Genomic DNA, 19,193 nt, shown 5'->3' on the forward strand with positions numbered 1-19,193 from the left:
AATAGAATGATGAAAACAAAAATATTATACATAGCAGGGTTGTTGCTGTTTACAGTGGCTTTTTCATCTTGTAATAAAGATTTTCTTAATGAAGAGCCTATTTTGCAACAAACAAATGAATTTACCCTTTCTACTTTTAAGGGGTTGAACCAGGCAACGGTGGGGGCTTATTCACCGCTTTTCGACACACCGTGGTACGGAAGAAACTTTGTGGTTGCTGCTGATATCAGGAGTGGTAATGCCAAACTGAGCCCAAAGTCATCGGGACGATTCAGAACTGAATTTCAGTGGGGATACAACCCTGGTACTGCTCCGGGACTGTGGACCACAGCATATGATGCCATTGCCCGGGCTAATAATGTGATTAATGCCATTGATGCAGAGTTCTCAGAAGATGATGTTACACAACAGGAGATAGATAATGTAAAAGCTGAATGTTTGTTTATTCGCGCTATTGGTCATTTTGACCTGGTTCGTTTATATGCTCAGCCATACAGCCATGATAAAGCAAGCCTGGGAGTTCCGGTAATTTTGGTAACTGAAATCGGATTACCCGAAAGAAATACGGTGGAGGAAGTTTTCACGCAGGTTGTGAACGACCTGAAAGAAGCGGAATCGATTATCGAATCGGATTATGTTCGTGCAGACGGAAATGACAATAAAGGGTTTGTAACCAAAGCAGCCATTCAGGCCTTGCTTGCCAGGGTATATCTTTATATGGAAGACTGGCAGAATGCAGCTGATTATGCTACAAAACTTATCAATAACGATGAATTTCAAATGTACACCACAGAAGAATACACAACCTGGGACAATGGTGGCGTATTTGGACTTGAAGCGGCCAAAGTACCGGGCGAAATAATATTTGAAATTTATGGCTCTGAAGGAAATACGGCTCACGGTAACTGGGATGTTATAGCGTATATGTTATCCCCGGACGGATATGGTGATGTTGGCGCTTCTCAGGATTTACTCGATTTGTTCGAAGAAGGAGATGTGAGGGGTAATTTATTCCGCACCCATCCCGATTTTGGCGATGCGTTGTGGTCATTAAAATATCCAGGTAAAAGCGGTAACCTCCGGGAAGAAAATATACCGGTACTGCGTTTGTCTGAAATGTACCTGATTCGGGCAGAAGCTCTTCTTAAAGGGGCTGTAGTTAGCGGGGCATCAGCTGCCGGTGATTATAGTGTAATTCGGACAAACAGAGGATTAACTGCTGTCTCTTCAGTGTCTCTTCAGGATGTGTATAATGAAAGAAGACGTGAGCTTTGTTTTGAAGGGCATCAGTTGTTTGACCTTGCAAGAACGAAAAGAGAATTGGTGCGGAACGATTACAGTGGTACTGTAAACCAAAATGTTCCATTTCCTGATTATAAATGGGCTGCACCCATTCCACTCGGTGAAACGGATGCGAATCCGAATATGCAACAGAATCCAAATTATAATTAAGAAAGGTTGATTATGAAAACAATAATAAAGTATATTTTATATAGTCTTGCAGGTGTCATTTTATTATCTGCCTGTAATGATCTTAATGATCCCGAGATGTTTAGCCCGGAAGATGCCTTTATTGCATTTACCACTACTACTGCCTCCGTTTCTGAGATAAATTCAACGGTAAGTATCCCGGTGCAGGTTACAGCATTAAAAGGTGCTCCTTCTGTCTCTGTTACTTTTGAATTTGACATAGAAGGGCTCGAGAAGCCAGCTATTGAAGGCGAGGATTTTACTCTGCTTAATGCATCGAAAACATTGTCGGTGAGTTCTGGTTATGGATATGATACCATCCGGATTAAAACAATTGATAATGACCTGTTCACAGGGAATAAAACAGTGAACATTAAATTGGTTTCCAATAGCCTGGATTATGATTTTGGTGCAGAGAATACGTTAGCACTAACCGTAAACGATGATGACCATCCACTAGGCTGGATGCTGGGTAGTTATAATGCAAAAGTTACGGCAACGGCTAATGGAGATTTAAGTTATCCGGTTAATATTATGGCTCTTGAAGGGGAAACAAAAATTGTTAAAATTTATGGATTATCAGGGGTTGGGTTAGGTGCTCCGATTGATCCCCCGACAAGTGAAGATGATTTCGATTATTATTTGTTAGGAACAGTGAGTGATGACTTTTCCTCAATAAGTATTAAATCAGGACAGGAGTGGGATGATTGGAATTATGGTCCAACCAGCTTTACTGTATGGTTAGACGATAACGGCGAAGCAGACGAAGCAGATGCATTAATTGGAACTATCACTACTGATGGCGGCGTTGTTATTACCTTCTCTCAACAGTTTACTTTTATGATTACAGAAGGGAATAATGAAGGACTTGGAATTCAGTGGGCATGGAATGAGGATGCAGAGCCCAATAGTCCAACATGTATTTTAACCAGAGCAGAGTAAAATAGAAACAATTATGATAATATTCAGATTGTTAAACTTATAAAAGTATGATAATGAAAAATATAATTATAAAAATAACTACAGTTCTCTTCCTTGGCCTGTTAATTATGGGCTGCGAAAAGTGGGATGAGTACGAAAGCGCTGACCTGGCAAGTGCTCCGGAAGCGACACTTAGCCTTGTTGCAGTCCAGGACTCTGCTGTTACAGTTAGTGTGAATACGAATGTTGCCGGTTATGTCTCTATCGTGATAACCGATGATACTACCTTAACGGCAGCAGACATAGATGGAGAGTTGCTACTTATTGGTAACATTGATGGCCTTGGAGATACACTTGTTGGGGTAGAAAGTGCACAAGCGGTTCAACACACTTTTAAAACCGATTTGACTCAGAATATGCCGTACATGGTTTTTGCAGTTGCTTCCAATGGTGACGGTGTGTACAGTGCTGTCAAGGAATTAAAGGTTCAGACAGATGATAGTTATGCTCCTTACTTAGTGAGTACAACTCCTTCAAAATCACCTGACGCAGAACAGGAAAATTCTTTCTCTGTGGAACTTAAATTTTCTGAGCCGGTACAATTGGGAGAAGCTCCGGTATTCAAATTTTCCTATTATTTTGATGACGAAGAACATGTAGTGGATGCTGATACTATTACGGTAGATGGTAATCTTGTTACTGTTTATCAAAGTAAAGTGCCCCACAATGGTGAATGGGTATTTTTGTCATGGGAAGAAGGAGCCGTAACCGATTTTCTTGCCGGTACACCAAACAAAGTGGAAGCACAAACAAGTGGTGTTGTTGAGGCTGAATTGACAGGATTGTACTGGAGAGTTCAGCATGTGCCATTTGAAATGAGTGTTGAAAGCTTTATGCCTGAAGCAGGGTCTGCTGTTTCTGATAACCAGTTTGATATCATGTATAAATTCCCCTATGCAGTTTCATTTGCTACAGATGATGAAGGGGATCCTGTATATGAAGATGGGGACGTAACGGTTGTATTCTGGAAAGAAGGTAAACAGGTTATTTTGGAAATACCATCCGGTAACCTTTCAATTACAAATGACAGTACTTTGGTAATTGCTCTGACTGAAGCTGCCAGTTATGGTGACTGGGTTTCTGTAAGTATTGCCGAAGGTGTAGTTGTAGATATGTATGAAAATCCAAATGCTGCGTTTGAAAGTGATAATGAGTCGGGGGCAAATTGGTTAGTTTCTTATGGATATACCCGTGATATGATTATTGGGACCTATACTATTTTCGGAGTTTCTCATCCCGCTTTTGATTTTGATGAATCATTTGAAGTGACGATAGAGGAAGATACTGAAAACGAAAACCAGGTTATTGTGACCGGTATGTATTATTCCGACGTGCCAATAACAGCTGTATTTGACGGCGATTTTGCAACATTAACTTTCAATTTCCCGTTACAGGACGATGGTTACAACTGGATTGATATTGGTGATATTTATGGAGATGGCGATGGTTCTACCAACTCACTTGAAGTTTATGGCGATGACCACTTTGTTTGTCAGATAGATGCCGATGGTAACATGTCTACTGGTGATGAATATTGGTGGGGATCCTATTATTACGGAGTTGATGCTGATGGTTGGAATAATATCTTTGTTGCTTCAACATGGACAAAAATGGAAAGTGGCGTTGAAGCATCTGCTCTCAAATCCGGAAGTTTGGATAAAAAGAAAATTCTGCACAGCGGAATTCCAAGAATAAAAATGAATGAGAAATAAAATTTAAAAGACTGCTTTTAGTAAGTCTTATAAATTGAAGTGTAAATTGGAAAAATAAGGGACTTCGGAAAAAAACGAAGTCCCTTATTGCTTAAACAACTTTTTTTGTAATTTGGTGGTCTGCAAAGGAGAGAAGATATGAAGAGGCTGGGGGTAATTTTTATATTATTTGTTTTATTTTTTTCTGCATATGGCGAAAAAGTGCAGAAGCAGAGAGCACTTGATATTTCATTAAAGTTTTTCTCACACCGTTTCAATATAGAGAATAGAACGGTTAGAGAAATTGAAGAAGTGCGGGAGAAAGAGGTTTTAACTCATTATGTCATTAATTACGAACCGGAAGGATGGGCCCTTGTGGCTGCCGATGATCGGGTGAAACCGATTTTAGCATATTCAGTTACCGGGGAGTTTAATGTTGATAGGTCTTTAACTTCGCCGGAGATAAAATATTGGCTCAGCATTTATCAGAACCAGATTTATTCTACTGTAAAAGAAAGTACCCTTTCAAAAAATAGAGACTGGGACAAATGGTTGGAGGATGATATGGTTCAAACCAAATCTGCCACTGCCTCTGTAAGTCCGCTATTGAGTGCAGAATGGAACCAGGATACCGGATGGAACCGGTTTTGTCCGGTAGATGAGGAAGGCCCCGGAGGTCATGCTTTAGTAGGGTGTGTCGGTGTGGCGATGGCACAGGCAATGAGTGTGGCAAAATATCCTGAAAAGCCCCAGGGGAAACACAGTTATGTGCACGATACATACGGAACAATCTATTTAAATTATGATAACGAGGTGGCCTATAACTGGGATGGTATGTCAGCAAGTGCCTCGGATAATGAAAATGCCAGTCTACTCTACCATTGTGCAGTGGCTGTGAGTATGGATTTTGGCCCCGACGGTTCCGGATCTCTTTCAAGCCGGGTAGCTCCAGCATTAAAAGAGCATTTTGGATATACCGATGATGTGAAGTATTATCAGCGCTTTGAGAGTGATTCTGAATGGAAAGAACTTCTTAAATCTGAACTGAACAAGGGAAACGTTCTGGTTTATTCCGGCGATCCCGGAACAGGTGACGCGGGGCATAGTTTCAATATAGATGGATATGATATTAATGACTATTTCCATTTTAACTGGGGGTGGAGTGGAAAGTATAACGGATATTATTCTATTGATAATATTAATCCGGGCGATAATAAATTCAATAAGAACCAAGACGTTGTAGTGGGTATTTCCGAACCGTATTTTGGTCCTACAGATATCATCTTGTCTGCCCGGAAGGTATCTGAGGAATTACCTGTTGGAAGTTTTGTTGCCACGATAGAAGTAAAAGATAATTCACCTGAGGACTTTTTTACCTACCAGTTGGATGGGGGGCCAAAATTCCCCAAGGGTAGGCTTGAAGCTTCTTTTTATATCGAAAATGATTCATTAAAAACAAAGTATGTGTTTGATGCTTCGGTGAAAGATGAATATATTCTCAATATTGAAGTCACTGATACAGATTTTAATACCTACAGTGAAGAGTTCATTATTGAAATCCTGCCAAAATCGTATACTTCCAGTGCAGAACTAAGTGCGGATAGTAAGTCCCCAAAGATCTTTTACAGTAACACCAATAATGCGATAACTATCCTAACGGAAAACGATAGTTATTTAAATGCTGTCGTAGATGTATTTGATATTCGCGGAGTGAAAATTTATTCCGGGTTTCTTGAAAGTAACAGACAACTCATTAATCCGGGGAGCCTGAATGAAGGGATTTATTTAGTCAGGGTTTTAGATAAAAAGGGAAGCAAACAACCCTATGTTCAAAAATTGCTGATCAGTAATCGTTTATAGACTATTTAAATAATGTGCCAGTATTTTTATATGGTTATCATCATTCAGATTGATTTTGTTTTCTTTTAAAAATGTTTTAATCTCTTTTTTCCAGTCTGGAAAAGAGTTGTACAAATTGCTCTTTTTTAAGGAAATTATTTCATGGCTGGTTTTAGTTGTATAAAAGTGGTTTTCATTCACCCTGAATTTTTTGCCATCGTCTTGTTTGTCCCATAACATGCGAATATCCATGCTGTTTATTCCCCCAATGTTAACATCAGATTGTTGAATAGTTGCAGCAGTTGTGGTCGATGATCCGTAAGCTCCCTCTGTTTCAAAAAGGTCATTCATATTTCCTTTTATCTTTTTGAAGGTCTTTATGGCGTCCCCTTCTTTATTGAGTAATATATAGAAGTTTTTCTGCAGATAGATCATTGTAATTTCACCGAATGATACCTCTGAGATATCTTCGGGTTCCGTTACGCTCATTATTTTATTATTTTTTTGAAACTGAAGCTCCTCGCTTAGGAGGTTATAATTTGCACTGGCTTTAGTGACATTGCCATCCTGGTGAATAATTGTGCAGGAACTGAACTCTTTCAGCAGAAAGGGCCAATTTGAATTCGGGTTTTCATATATGTTTTGGCTCTCGGTGATAAGCCCTGCAAATAAGAGCGCTGTTAGAAATATTATTTTTCTCATGATGTTGTGATTTTATTGTATTAGTTGATATTTTCTCTTTTGGTATCTTCAGGATAAAAAAACATTTATTTTGGATAAACACAGGTAACTCCAAAATTAGAAAAAATATTTTTTACAACAGATACAATTAAAAAAATTGCCTATGTTTCCCTCTTTTTCTTTTTAGCAGCCGGAAACAACACATTATTCAGGATAAGCCGGTATCCGGGGGAGTTAGGGTACAGGTTTAAATCGGTTGGCGGATCGCCCACGAGGTGCCGGTAATCTTCCGGGTCATGGCCACCATAAAAAGTCCAGAACCCTTTCCCTTTTTCGCCATGGATGTATCGGGCTTCACGGGCCGGTTTATTTTCGCCCATAATCAGGACATTGGGTTTTATCACTTCTTTTCGGAAGGCTGTGGTTTGCCCCATGAATCCTTTGATCAGGTTGCGGTGATTTTGGCAAAGCATAGTGGGAATAGGATCCCATTTTGCTGAAAATTCAAACAGGGAGAAAAAATCGTTTTCCCTTGGAATATGGCGGGTATTGGTAGCGTCTATGTTGGAAAACTCATATACATTCGGGTCTTTTTCCAGTTTAAAGTTCTCAAAGGCAAAGGTTTTGGAAAAGTCGAGTTTTTCATCTGCATTAGGGATTGCCGGATCGCCGTCGAACATTGATTCGCAGATGTCAAGTCCGGTGGCTGCTCTTGCAATGTCGTAGGTATCTGTAGCGGCACACATGGCAAACAGGAAGCCGCCATTCACCACATACTTGTCAATTTCCCGGGTAATGAACGATTTCATTTCTGACACTTTCAAAAATCCCAGTTCTTCAGCCATGTTTTTATTGATACCTACTTCCTGCTGGTACCAGGGCATATGTTGATGGGTTCTCCAAAATTTTCCAAACTGCCCGGTAAAATCTTCATGGTGCAGGTGTAGCCAGTCGTAATCAACGAGTTTTCCGTTTAAGATTTCTTCGTCATAAATAATATCGTATTCGATTTCAGCATAAGTGAGAACCAGTGTTACTGCATCGTCCCAGGGTTGTTTGTTGGGCGGGGAATATACGGCAATTCTGGGTGCTTTATTCATGCTCACTGCATCCTGGTTCGCTTCGGGCTGTGCAATTTCATTCAGTATGGCAGATGCCTGCACATCGGTAATTGTTTCAAAGGAAACCCCCCGAACCACACATTCGCTTTCAATCTCCGGATGGTGCTGTATAAGGAAACTTCCTCCCCGGTAATTAAGCAGCCACTTCACTTCTACATTTCGTTGAAGTACCCAGTAGGCAATCCCGTAAGACTTTAGGTGGTCTTGCTGTGAATCGTCCATGGGAATCAGTAATTGGATAGCACTGGCGTGGATAAAGAATATCCAAAATCCGAACAACAACACTACTTTTTTTCTCATATCTGCTTTCCTGTTATCAGAAAGGCACATCGTTGCCTGCCCTGTTGGGTTTATCAAAACCTGTATTGGTGGAAATGCCCGAACTTGCTGCATACTCTTCCGCATCATCATCCTCGTTCATTTTGGAGCTGAAAGTTTGAGCATTGAAGCCTTCGGAAAAGTTCGTTTCCATGTCGCTAAATTTGGCCAATTCTTTTTTAAACGCCAAATGTACGTCGCCTGTGGCGCCATTCCGGTGCTTGGCAATGATAATCTCAGCTACCCCAAGTAACGAGTTTCCGGAATCATCTTCTGTAATTCCGAAATATTCGGGGCGGTGAATAAATGTTACAATATCGGCGTCCTGTTCAATGGCTCCTGATTCGCGCAGGTCGGAAAGCTGCGGGCGCTTCCCCTCGCGTGATTCAACAGATCGGTTCAACTGAGAAAGTGCAAGAATGGGGATGTTAAGTTCTTTGGCAATGGCTTTAAGCGACCGTGAGATTGTACTTACTTCCTGTTCGCGGCTGCCCCGGTTGTCGGAACCGGCAGTCATCAACTGCAGGTAATCCACGATAACCACTTGAATATCGTGTTGCATTTTCAGGCGGCGGCATTTGGCCCGAAACTCAAAAATGGATAGTGCCGGGGTGTCATCAATAAAGATAGGTGCTTTTTCCAGAGATGAAATTTTCCGGTTCAGGTGTTCCCATTCATAGTTTTCGAGCCGGCCCGTTTTTAACTTATCGTTTCCCAGCTCAGTTTCGGCAGCTATGAGGCGGTTCACAAGCTGAATGGATGACATTTCCAAAGAGAAAATAGCTGTCGCGCGGTTGTGTTCAACAGCCATGTTGCGGGCCATACTCAGTACAAAAGCCGTTTTCCCCATCGAAGGGCGCGCCGCAATAATTACGAGGTCGGTTCGCTGCCATCCGGAAGTAATACGGTCAATGGCCGTAAAACCCGAAGGTACCCCGCTGAGACCGTCTTTTTGTTGACGTGCTTTTTCAATCTGGAGGATGGCCTCATTTAACACCGGTTTAATGGGAACTGTCTCTTTTTTGATATTTCGTTCTGCTACCTGGAAAAGTGAGGATTCGGAGAAGTCAATGAGGTCGTCAACATCTAATGTATCGTCATACGATTTTGCCTGGATTTCTGAAGAAACCCGAATAAGTTCCCTTTGAATAAATTTCTGGGCAATAATACGGGCGTGAAATTCGAGGTGGGCAGCCGAAGCCACTCTTCTCGTAAGTTGAGTGATGTAACCGGGGCCTCCCACTATGTCCAGTTGTTCCCTGTCTTTCAATTCCTGGGTCACCATGAGCAGGTCAACGGGTTTTTCGTTAGAGGAGAGTTCCTTAATTGCTTCAAAAATTTTTTGGTGTTCTTCCTTGTAGAAACTGGAAGTGTCGATTATGTCGGCTACTGTCACATAAGCATCGCGTTCGAGCATCAACGCCCCCAAAACAGCTTCTTCCACCTCTACTGCCTGTGGGGGCAGTTTTCCGTATTGTGCGTTTATTTCGTCAATGGTCATTCCCGTTTGACGTCGGGTTTGATTGGGATTTTTCTTTTTTTTATCAACAGCCATTTTTATCCGTTGGTTATTTTGAAATAGAACAAAAAATTAAAGCATCTAAATTACAAAATAAGGGTTGGGCAGGGCAAATTTTGAGCCGTTTAGTTGTTAACCAATCTTATTCACAAATGTTTATTGGTGAAAACCCAAGCCTTGTATTTCCTTTGTTACCAGTGTAATTCAGCCTTTTAGCCCATTTTTGTTTAGTTTGTGGTAAAGTTATTATTCCTGCAGGCCCTCTTCAATCACCCGCGAAATAATTCCGGTGAGGGTATGGCCCATGGCTTTAATTTGCTGAGGTATAAAGCTTGTTGCCGTCATGCCCGGTGTTGTGTTCACTTCGAGAAAATAGAACTCCTTTTCTTTTAAAATGAAGTCGACCCTCACAATCCCGGAGCATTGGCAGAGATCATAAATCCGGGAGCTCAGTTGCTGGCATTTTCCGAACAGGTCTTCCGGAAGGCGGGCAGGCGTTATTTCGTCGGTTGCTCCCGGTGTATATTTCGCTTCAAAATCGAAAAATTCATTTTTGGGAATAACTTCTGTTACCGGGAAAATAATTTTTTCATCTTGCAGCTTTACGAGGCCGCATGTAAATTCAGACCCGTCGATAAATTCTTCTACCAGAACATCAGAGCTTTCTTCCCATGCTTTTTCAATGGCAGGAACCAACTCATTTTCATTTTTAACTTTGGTAACCCCAAAACTCGAACCTCCCGCATTGGGCTTCACAAAAATGGGTAACCCCAGCTCTTTTACTATATCTTCACTTTTTATATTTTGACCTTTCCGGAGATGAAGGGAGCGGGCCATTTTTATGCCAAATGTTTTTAGATAATTGTTGCAGAACCACTTATTGAAAGTGAGTGATGACGAGTGGACATTACAGGTGGAGTAAGGTATGGCAAGCAACTCAAGATATCCCTGTAGTATACCATCTTCGCCTGGTGTGCCATGAATGGTAATGTAAGCAAAATCAAACTTTATTTTTTCCCCGTTTAAGCTGAAGCTGAAATCAGATTTATCAATGGCAGCTATTTTGCTTTCATCCTGGATGACGTCCCAGTCGTTCCCGCGCATCTGGACCAGCCAGGGAGTAAATTTTTCCTTGTCTATTGCGGCAAAAATATTGGCGCCACTTTTTACTGACACTACAAACTCCGAAGAGTCGCCACCGGTAATTACTGCTATGTTCGGTTTTCTATTCATATCTGCTTGCTATATAATTTTCCCATTTTTCAATAACGGTTGCCATGTCTTCCGGCAGCGCCGAGTCGAATAGCATTTTTTCCCCTGTTACAGGATGAACAAATCCCAGCGTCTTTGCATGAAGCGCCTGACGGGGCAGCAATTTAAAACAATTTTGTACAAACTGTTTGTATTTGGTGAAAGTTGTTCCACGTAAAATTTTATCGCCCCCGTAAGTGGAATCGTTAAATAACGGGTGGTTGATGTATTTCATGTGTACCCTTATCTGGTGCGTCCTTCCGGTTTCCAGTCTGCATTCCACAAGGCTAACGTAGCCAATGCTTTTCAGTACAGAATAATGTGTGACTGCGGGTTTGCCATAATCTTCCTCCGGAAAAACAGTAAAAACCTGCCGGTTTTTCAGGCTACGGCCGATATTCCCGGAAATGATTCCCTCGTTTTCCTTTGGAGTTCCCCAAACCATTGCCTGGTAACGTCTTTCGGTGGTTTTATTAAAAAACTGGAGCGCCAGTTTATTTTTTGCCAGTTCGGTTTTTGCCACTACCATTAATCCGGAAGTGTCTTTATCGATGCGGTGTACCAGTCCGGGTCTCGGATCTTCACTGTTAAAAAGGGGCAGGTCTTTGTAATACCATGCCAGGGCATTTACCAGGGTGCCTGAATAGTTCCCATGTCCCGGGTGGACTACCAGCCCCGCAGGTTTGTTTAGCACAATCAGTTGATCGTCTTCAAATACAATATCCAGCGGAATATTTTCCGGAATAATTTTTAGCTCCCGACGGGGGTAATCCATCACAATACGGATTTCGTCGTTGGGTTTTATTTTATAGCTGGCTTTTACCGGCGTTTCATTCACCAGAATATTTCCTGCTTCGGCAGCCGCCTGAATACGGCTCCGGGAAGCATTGTCTATACGGTTGGAAAGGTATTTGTCGATGCGCATCACCGATTGACCCGGATCTACCGTTAACCGGTAATGTTCATACATCCCTTCTTCTTCCTGCTCTTCGTATTCAAACGGATAATCGACTATTTTCATCATTAAAATTCTTGGGTGGGAGTGTTTTCCAATTTGAGTTGATCCACAGTTGCCCACAAATCTATTGATGCGCCAAGAGGTATGCCGGATGTAGCTTTGGGATCGGGCCTTTGCCGCCAAATCCGGGCATTCAGCGAATCATCTTTTGAGATTACTGATTCGTCGTAAATGACAACACCGGTATTAAGCATCGCACTGGTCAATGTAACCTGAGCCTCTTCAATAGTAAATCCTTTTAAGTTGGGAAGGGAGGTGGTTTGGTTGCCTCGCTTGCTTCCAACTACCAGGTCAATAGAAGTGCCTTTTGGAAGTTGTTTCCCGGGCAAAATATCAATGGAGTCAATTTGAACGCTTAATACAAGGTTGTCGTATTCTGATGGTCTGTAAGAAATATTGCCGATTTGAAGGCCTGAATTTTCAACCAGCACCTGTGCCTGCCGGAAGGAAATATCTGTTAGCTGGGGGAGTGTTACCATTTCAGGCCTGACAGAATTTATGGTAAGGAAAATGGTACGCTTTTTTTTAACACCGTGCCCTGGCCTTGGAATCTGATCCACCACCACACCGGGGGCGGCATCATCCATAAAAAGGGAATCAACAACTTCAACTTTTAAGTCGTGTTTTCCGGCTACCCCAACCACTTCAGAAGGTTTCATCCCTGTGAAATCGGGAACAGGATTCGACTGTCCGTGCCGGGTGTATTTTTCCAATCCCTTCATGGCAATGAAGAGAATAACTGCCAGAACAAGAATGGCTAAAATCAACTGGATTAAAAATGTCCGGCTGGTAAGAAACCTGGATGAACTCATGCTTTTTTGGTTACATGTAATTAATGGAACAAAAATAGGGGAAAAAATAAGACAAGGTTCATAGAAACACGAAAAGGTAAAGAATCGAGATCCTTTACCTTTTCGGTCCTGTTAGTATAAGGTATTAATTATCTTTTATGCCTTGGTTCGTCTGAAACGGTCAGTCTCTTGCGGCCTTTAGCCCGGCGGGATTTTAATACTTTCCTGCCGTTGGCACTCGACATTCTTTCCCTGAAACCGTGTTTGTTTCTTCTTTTTCTGTTCGATGGCTGAAATGTCCTTTTCATCACTTATAGTTTTTGCTTTTTATACCTGTCTTAATTTTCGGACTGCAAAAATAGCTGTTTTTTTAATTCCGCCAAACAGTTACCGTTTTTCTTTCGAATTGTTTGCTAATTTTCTTCTTTTTTTACTGAAAAGCGGAACCCGATACCATGCAGATTTACGATTTTGATGTTGGGGTCGGGTTGAAAATATTTACGGAGACGGGAAATAAAAACATCGAGGCTCCTTCCCAGGAAATAATCATTCGAGCCCCATACCCGCTCCAGAATTTCGTTTCTGTTTAGTACTTTGTTGGTGTTTTCAGAAAAGTATTTAATCAGTTCCATTTCTTTCATGGTGAGTTTACGCGCCTCACCGTCAAGCGAAAGGATCAGCTCGTCTGGTAGAAAAACAAAACGGCCTATTTTTTTTGATTGGCTTTTTTCCGGTTTTTGTCCCGCAATATTATTGCTGCGCTTCAAAAATATTTTGATTTTCAGGAGCAATTCCTCCATGCTGAAAGGTTTGGGAATATAATCGTCGCCGCCAATAGTGAGACCTGTTATTTTATCCTCGGTCATTGAACGGGCCGTGAGGAAAATGATGGGCACATTGTCATTGGTTTTCCGGATGTGTTCGGCTACTTTAAAACCATCCACCTTGGGAAGCATTACATCGAGTATGATAAGATGATATTTGTTTTTTTCAAATGACTCGATGGCTTCCTGCCCGTTTTCAGCCACATCTACCTGGTAGCCGTTTTGTTCCAGATTGTCTTTTACGATAAACCTTAGGGCATCGTCGTCTTCAACCAGTAAAAGTTTTAATGCCTCATCCATTTTTCTGTGGTATTAAGAGTGTAAATATACTGCCTCCCGACGGATTATTGTCCACTTTAATTTCCCATTTATGGGCTTTTACAATTTTTCGCACATAATCAAGGCCCAACCCGAAACCTTTCACATTATGAACATTGCCCGTTGGAATCCGGAAAAAACGTTTGAAAATCTTTCTCCGGTATTTTTTTGAGATGCCAATACCGTTGTCGGTAAACCGGATAGACAGATAATTTTTGGAGGAGTAGGCATCGATTATCAACCGGGGCTTTTTTTCGCAATATTTTGCACCGTTTTCAAGTATATTTAAAACAAGATTGGTGAAATGAAATTTGTCTGCAACAATAATCATTGTTGCTTTTTCCAGGTTTAGTTTAATGTCGGCCTTGCTCCCGGAGTCGGATTGGCTGAAATATTCGGTTACCTCTTTCAGGAATTTTTGAAGGTCAATTTTTTCTTTGTTTAGGTGTACTTTGTTTTTTTCAAGCGAAGCCAGGTTCAATACTTTTTCCACGTTTTTCGACAGGCGATGATTTTGTTCTTGTATTATCCGTGCATACTCAAACAACCGTTTGGGATTTTCCAGTATTTTTTCGTCAGCAATAACTTTTGCAGAAAGCGCGATGGAAGAAATCGGGGTTTTCAATTCGTGGGTCAGGTTGTTTATAAAATCTTTCTGGATTTGTGAGAGCTGCCGTTGGCGAATGATAACCGAAAGGGTGTAGCCAAAAAACAGAATAACAACCAGCAATAAACCCGTGAAGAGGTACCATATTGACAGTCGTGCCTGGAAATAGGGAGCCCGATCGGGGAAATGGACGGCAAAATAGTAAGCACTGGCATCTTTTCCGGTCAGAAAGTTGTATGTTGAAGGATTTTCTTCTCCCCTTGCCGATATAAACGTTTTCTGTTCCAGATTTGCGGAAGAAGGATTGTTGATGGCAAACTCAAAATCAGTATAAATTTGATGTTTTTTTAGCTCTTCCAGCAGGTGAAGCTTGAGTAGTTCAAAATCGATCTGCGCATCCACCGTAACCAAATAGTAGCTGTCTGAAATAATTTCAACGGGAGTAATGCTGTCAAAGTTTGCCGTATTCCCACTGGCAACCAAAAGCTGCCAGGCTACTTCTTTTAAAGCTACAGCAGCACTCTCCCTGAATTGTTCTTCTGAATAATTGTAAGAACTGCGAAGGAAAAAGAACTGGAGCGACAAGGCTCCTGCCACAGTAATGGTAGCAAGAATTATAATGTATGTTAAAGTTTTTCCCTTCATAGGTATCCTGTTCGATGGTCAGTTGCCGGTGAATTTTTTATCTCCCTGGATTATTAACACTTCGTTAACAAAATATTACGCCTGATTAACATCGCAAATAAGAACCATCTTTAACTTTGCTTCACAAAAGTAAATGAATAAATCCAAAAAATTAAAATACTTCACAAATGAAACAATTATTACGTTTATCTCTTATGTTTGGTTTTGCCATGATCGCTTTCATTGCACTGGCACAAAAACCGCAAATTGTCTTTGAAAACCTCGAACATGATTTTGGTACTTTTAAGGAATCGGATGGGGTTCAAACCACTACTTTTAAATTTGCTAATGAAGGGTCGGTTCCTTTGATCCTGAGCAATGTAAGGGCATCTTGCGGATGTACTACGCCAAAATGGACTCGTGAGCCAATTGCTCCTAACAGTACCGGTGAAATTCAGGTAAGTTATAATCCTAAAAACAGGCCGGGCTCATTTAATAAAACAGTAATGGTGAACTCCAATGCCGAAAACGGTACTACGGTTTTGCGAATTACCGGGAAAGTAGAGGAACGGGAAAAAACCCTTGCCGAGATGTATCCAAGGAAGATTGGGGCTCTCAGGGTAAAAACCAATCACATTTCATTTTCCAGAATGAAAGAAAATGAAACAAAAACACAGGATTTGGAATTGGTTAATGATACGGATAAACCAATAAAAGTTGGATTCCGGACTGTTCCGGATCACATTACAGTAAAGGTAGAGCCTGCCACCATTCCGGTGAATGGGAAAGGGAAACTGATTGTAACTTACAATGCCAAAGAAGCCAATACATATGGTTTTGCCTCACATCGTCTTTACTTGTCGATAGATGGTAGTAATGACTACAGGGCATCGGTTGGTGTTAGCGCTACCATAGAAGAAGATTTTGGTAGTCTGACTCCTGAAGAGCTGGCTAAAGCACCCGTTGCTACTTTTTCTGAAACAACGCATGATTTTGGCGAAATGAAGCAGGGAGATAAAAAGGATCATACTTTCATGCTCACCAACGATGGTAAGTCAGAACTGATTATCCGTAATGTACGTTCGTCGTGTGGGTGTACAGCTGTTGCCCCTGCAAAAAAAGTGATTGCACCGGGTGAGTCAGCACCAATAAAAGTTACATTTGATTCACGGGGAAAACGCGGACGTCAGAGTAAGTCGATTACAGTAATTACAAACGATCCAAAAACGCCTACCAGCATGTTGCGGATTTCGTGTAATATTACTACCTGAGGTTAGAAAAGTTTATAGAATGTCAATAATGTAAAGAGTGTCGCAAGTTCAGACTTGCGGCACTCTTTTTTTGCTCCGATACAAAATAAATATGGTATTTTTGCAGAACGCTTATTCTGTAAAACAACCATGAATGAAATATATTCTCATAGGAGCATGATTGCAAACTTCATGAGGGTGCCCTATCCGGCTGTTCCAGGCGGACAGGTTGTTTTACCATTGGAAATTAGAAACACATAAAAATGTCAGAACAGAAAAAACATATAGAAAACAGTCCGGAGTTTAAAGGACTGTTGGTGAATGAAGGAGTGGAACACCCCGGTTCTGTTGACGACCATTCAGTCCGGCGCTTTTTGCAGAAGAAACGAAAGTTGCTGCCTGTGGAAGACTATGTGAATGGTATTCTGGCGGGTAATATTACCTTGTTGAGTAAAGCTGTTACGCTGGTTGAGAGTTCAAAACCTGAACATCAGCAGGTGGCACAAGAGATAATCGTGCAGTGTTTGCCACATAGCGGGAAATCTCTACGTATCGGTATTACCGGAGTTCCGGGAGTGGGTAAAAGTACGTTTATAGAGGCGCTGGGAAGCTACATTACCGGGCGTGGCGGAAAGCTTGCCGTGCTGGCCATTGACCCCAGCAGTGAACGGTCCGGAGGAAGTATTCTGGGGGATAAAACGCGTATGGAAGAACTTGCCGGCGATAAAAATGCCTATATCAGGCCCAGTCCTTCTGCCGGCTCTCTGGGAGGGGTGGCCCGTAAAACCCGCGAAACCATTGTATTGTGCGAAGCTGCCGGGTTCGACCATGTGTTTATCGAAACAGTGGGAGTAGGGCAGAGCGAAACAGCTGTGCATTCCATGTCTGACTTTTTCCTGCTGTTGATGCTTGCCGGTGCAGGCGATGAGTTGCAGGGAATTAAACGTGGTATTATGGAAATGGCTGACCTGATAGCCATTAATAAAGCTGACGGGAATAACCTGGAGAAGGCACAAATGGCTAAACGCCAGTATCTAAACGCACTGCATCTTTTTCCCGTGAAGGATTCAGGATGGGAGCCGCAGGTACATACCTGTTCGGCGCTTACTAAAACAGGAGTGGCCGAAGTGTGGGAACAAATTGAGGCGTATAAAAAGCAAACAATGGAGAATGGTTATTTTTTGCAAAAACGAAATTCACAGTCCATTTTCTGGATGCATGAAACCATTCAGGATCAGATAAAACGTGCGTTTTACCAACATCCCGGTATGAAAGACAAAATCAGGGAACTTGAAGAGCAGGTGCTTCAGAGCAAAATAAGTTCTTTTGTTGCTGCCGGGAAGTTGTTGGAAATATATTCGGAACTAAAATAAAAGTTTCACTAAATTTGTGTGATTATCTTAGAAAAAACATTTCAAGAACAGACCTGTTGTAATAGATTAAAATTAACAATAAAAAAAATAGTATGGATTACGATGTATTAGTCATAGGGAGTGGCCCCGGCGGATATGTTGCTGCTATAAGGGCATCCCAACTGGGAATGAAAGTGGCTGTAGTTGAAAAAGAAAATATTGGCGGGATTTGTCTGAATTGGGGATGTATTCCCACTAAATCGCTGCTAAAAAGTGCACAGGCCCTGGAGTATGCCAAACATGCGGTCGATTACGGTGTTTTAATCAGCGGAGATGTAAAAGCTGATTTTCCCGGAATGGTTAAACGAAGCCGGGATGTGGCGGGAGGAATGAGCAAAGGGGTTCAGTTCCTGTTCAAAAAGAATAAAATTGCATCGATTGACGGATTTGGAAAACTTGCCGGTAAAAATACCGTGGAAGTGACCGATGATTCTGGCAAGAAAAAAAATTATACTGCCAAACATATTATTCTGGCAACCGGCGCCCGTTCACGCGAATTACCCAACCTGGCAATTGACGGTAAAAAAATTATTGGTTACCGGAAGGCAATGGCTTTGGATAAGCAGCCTGAAAGTATGGTGGTGGTTGGTTCCGGCGCCATTGGCAGCGAATTTGCCTATTTCTATCAATCCATCGGAACCAATGTTACCCTGGTGGAATTTATGCCAACCCTGGTTCCCAACGAAGATCAGGAAGTAGCCAAACAACTGGAACGTTCTTTTAAAAAGATGAAAATGAAAGTACTGACCAGTTCGTCTGTTGAAAAAGTGGACACTTCGGGTAAAAAATGCAAAGTAACCATCAAAACCAAAAAGGGCGAAGAAACAGTGGAAGCTGATATTGTCCTTTCTGCTGTAGGAATTACCCCCAATACCGAAAATATCGGGTTGGAAGAAATGGGAATTAATACTGAAAAAGGACGGGTGAAAGTGGATGAGTTTTACCGTACCAATGTGGAGGGTGTTTATGCTATCGGCGATATTTTGGCAGGACCTGCTCTTGCGCATGTCGCTTCTGCCGAGGGGATTACCTGTGTGGAAAAAATTGCCGGGTTGAACCCCGAACCAATTGATTACAATAATATTCCCGGATGTACTTATACAAATCCTGAAATTTCTTCGGTAGGTCTTACTGAAGAGAAAGCCAAAGAAGCAGGCTACGAAGTGAAGGTGGGTAAATTTCCCTATTCGGCCAGTGGAAAAGCAAGTGCCGCCGGTCAGAAGGACGGCTTCATAAAACTGATCTTCGATGCTAAATACGGTGAACTGCTGGGGGCCCACATGATAGGAGGAAATGTTACTGAAATGATTGCCGAACTGGTAGTAGCCAAAAAACTTGAAATTACAGGGCACGAATTGATTAAAACCATCCATCCGCATCCAACGATGAGCGAAGCAGTGATGGAAGCTGCAGCGGCGGCTTACGATGAAGTAATTCATATTTAACAAATCGTTTGCAGTATACCTGAAATATTTTTG

16 protein-coding genes are annotated in these 19,193 nt (G+C 41.8%); 7 read left to right on the forward strand and 9 right to left on the reverse strand.

From position 1 onward, the window contains the following. Positions 1-6: 6 nt before the first annotated feature. From D1164_RS17210 to D1164_RS17225, 4 genes are all read left to right on the forward strand, one after another. Entirely contained in the window at positions 7-1,452 is a 1,446-nt protein-coding gene (locus tag D1164_RS17210; RefSeq protein WP_172594504.1) for a RagB/SusD family nutrient uptake outer membrane protein, read from the forward strand. A gap of 12 nt (positions 1,453-1,464) precedes the next feature. Then, positions 1,465-2,412, forward strand: a complete 948-nt coding sequence (locus tag D1164_RS17215) for a hypothetical protein (RefSeq protein ID WP_147372216.1) — start codon at positions 1,465-1,467, stop codon at positions 2,410-2,412. 53 nt (positions 2,413-2,465) lie between these two features. After that, entirely contained in the window at positions 2,466-4,163 is a 1,698-nt protein-coding gene (locus tag D1164_RS17220) for a hypothetical protein (protein WP_147372217.1), read from the forward strand. A 201-nt stretch (positions 4,164-4,364) separates the two neighbouring features. Further along, complete coding sequence (locus D1164_RS17225; protein WP_172594505.1) at positions 4,365-6,002, forward strand: C10 family peptidase; 1,638 nt, start codon at positions 4,365-4,367, stop codon at positions 6,000-6,002. Here D1164_RS17225 and D1164_RS17230 read toward each other — a convergent pair. The 9 genes from D1164_RS17230 to D1164_RS17270 all read right to left on the reverse strand — a co-directional run bounded on the left by D1164_RS17230 (position 5,997) and on the right by D1164_RS17270 (position 15,074). After that, positions 5,997-6,683, reverse strand: a complete 687-nt coding sequence (locus D1164_RS17230) for a hypothetical protein (RefSeq protein WP_119351142.1) — start codon at positions 6,681-6,683, stop codon at positions 5,997-5,999. The two genes, D1164_RS17225 and D1164_RS17230, sit on opposite strands and share 6 nt — an antisense overlap. A gap of 140 nt (positions 6,684-6,823) precedes the next feature. Further along, positions 6,824-8,083, reverse strand: a complete 1,260-nt coding sequence (locus tag D1164_RS17235) for an asparagine synthetase B (protein WP_119351211.1) — start codon at positions 8,081-8,083, stop codon at positions 6,824-6,826. A 16-nt stretch (positions 8,084-8,099) separates the two neighbouring features. After that, a complete protein-coding gene (gene dnaB, locus D1164_RS17240; protein WP_206611053.1) occupies positions 8,100-9,656 on the reverse strand; it encodes a replicative DNA helicase in 1,557 nt (518 codons plus the stop codon). Positions 9,657-9,866: 210 nt separating this feature from the next. Further along, positions 9,867-10,853 (reverse strand): D-alanine--D-alanine ligase, encoded by a 987-nt coding sequence (locus D1164_RS17245; protein WP_119351143.1) that lies wholly within the window; start codon positions 10,851-10,853, stop codon positions 9,867-9,869. Then, complete coding sequence (locus D1164_RS17250; protein WP_241558296.1) at positions 10,846-11,895, reverse strand: RluA family pseudouridine synthase; 1,050 nt, start codon at positions 11,893-11,895, stop codon at positions 10,846-10,848. Before D1164_RS17250 ends, D1164_RS17245 begins: the two co-directional genes overlap by 8 nt. Then, entirely contained in the window at positions 11,895-12,701 is an 807-nt protein-coding gene (locus tag D1164_RS17255; RefSeq protein ID WP_119351144.1) for a PASTA domain-containing protein, read from the reverse strand. The genes D1164_RS17250 and D1164_RS17255 overlap by 1 nt, the downstream gene beginning before the upstream one ends. Before the next feature lie 128 nt (positions 12,702-12,829). Continuing rightward, positions 12,830-12,988, reverse strand: coding sequence for a 50S ribosomal protein L34 (gene rpmH, locus D1164_RS17260; protein WP_073169160.1), 159 nt, complete (start codon positions 12,986-12,988; stop codon positions 12,830-12,832). 105 nt (positions 12,989-13,093) lie between these two features. Further along, the gene (locus D1164_RS17265; RefSeq protein WP_119351145.1) at positions 13,094-13,804 is read right to left on the reverse strand and encodes a response regulator transcription factor; all 711 of its coding nucleotides are present in this window, start codon (positions 13,802-13,804) and stop codon (positions 13,094-13,096) included. Further along, on the reverse strand, positions 13,797-15,074 hold the full coding sequence (locus D1164_RS17270) for a sensor histidine kinase (RefSeq protein WP_119351146.1): 1,278 nt from the start codon (positions 15,072-15,074) through the stop codon (positions 13,797-13,799). The genes D1164_RS17265 and D1164_RS17270 overlap by 8 nt, the downstream gene beginning before the upstream one ends. 167 nt (positions 15,075-15,241) lie before the next feature. On the opposite strand from D1164_RS17270, the gene D1164_RS17275 reads away from it, so the two are divergent. The 3 genes from D1164_RS17275 to lpdA all read left to right on the forward strand — a co-directional run bounded on the left by D1164_RS17275 (position 15,242) and on the right by lpdA (position 19,160). Continuing rightward, positions 15,242-16,324 (forward strand): DUF1573 domain-containing protein, encoded by a 1,083-nt coding sequence (locus D1164_RS17275; protein ID WP_119351147.1) that lies wholly within the window; start codon positions 15,242-15,244, stop codon positions 16,322-16,324. Positions 16,325-16,566: 242 nt separating this feature from the next. Next, entirely contained in the window at positions 16,567-17,676 is a 1,110-nt protein-coding gene (meaB, locus tag D1164_RS17280) for a methylmalonyl Co-A mutase-associated GTPase MeaB (protein WP_119351148.1), read from the forward strand. A 92-nt stretch (positions 17,677-17,768) separates the two neighbouring features. Next, positions 17,769-19,160, forward strand: a complete 1,392-nt coding sequence (gene lpdA / locus D1164_RS17285; RefSeq protein WP_119351149.1) for a dihydrolipoyl dehydrogenase — start codon at positions 17,769-17,771, stop codon at positions 19,158-19,160. The last annotated feature ends 33 nt before the right edge of the window (positions 19,161-19,193 follow it).

The sequence above is a fragment of the Mariniphaga sediminis genome (assembly GCF_003573545.1).
Classification (GTDB): Bacteria; Bacteroidota; Bacteroidia; order Bacteroidales; family Prolixibacteraceae; genus Mariniphaga; species Mariniphaga sediminis.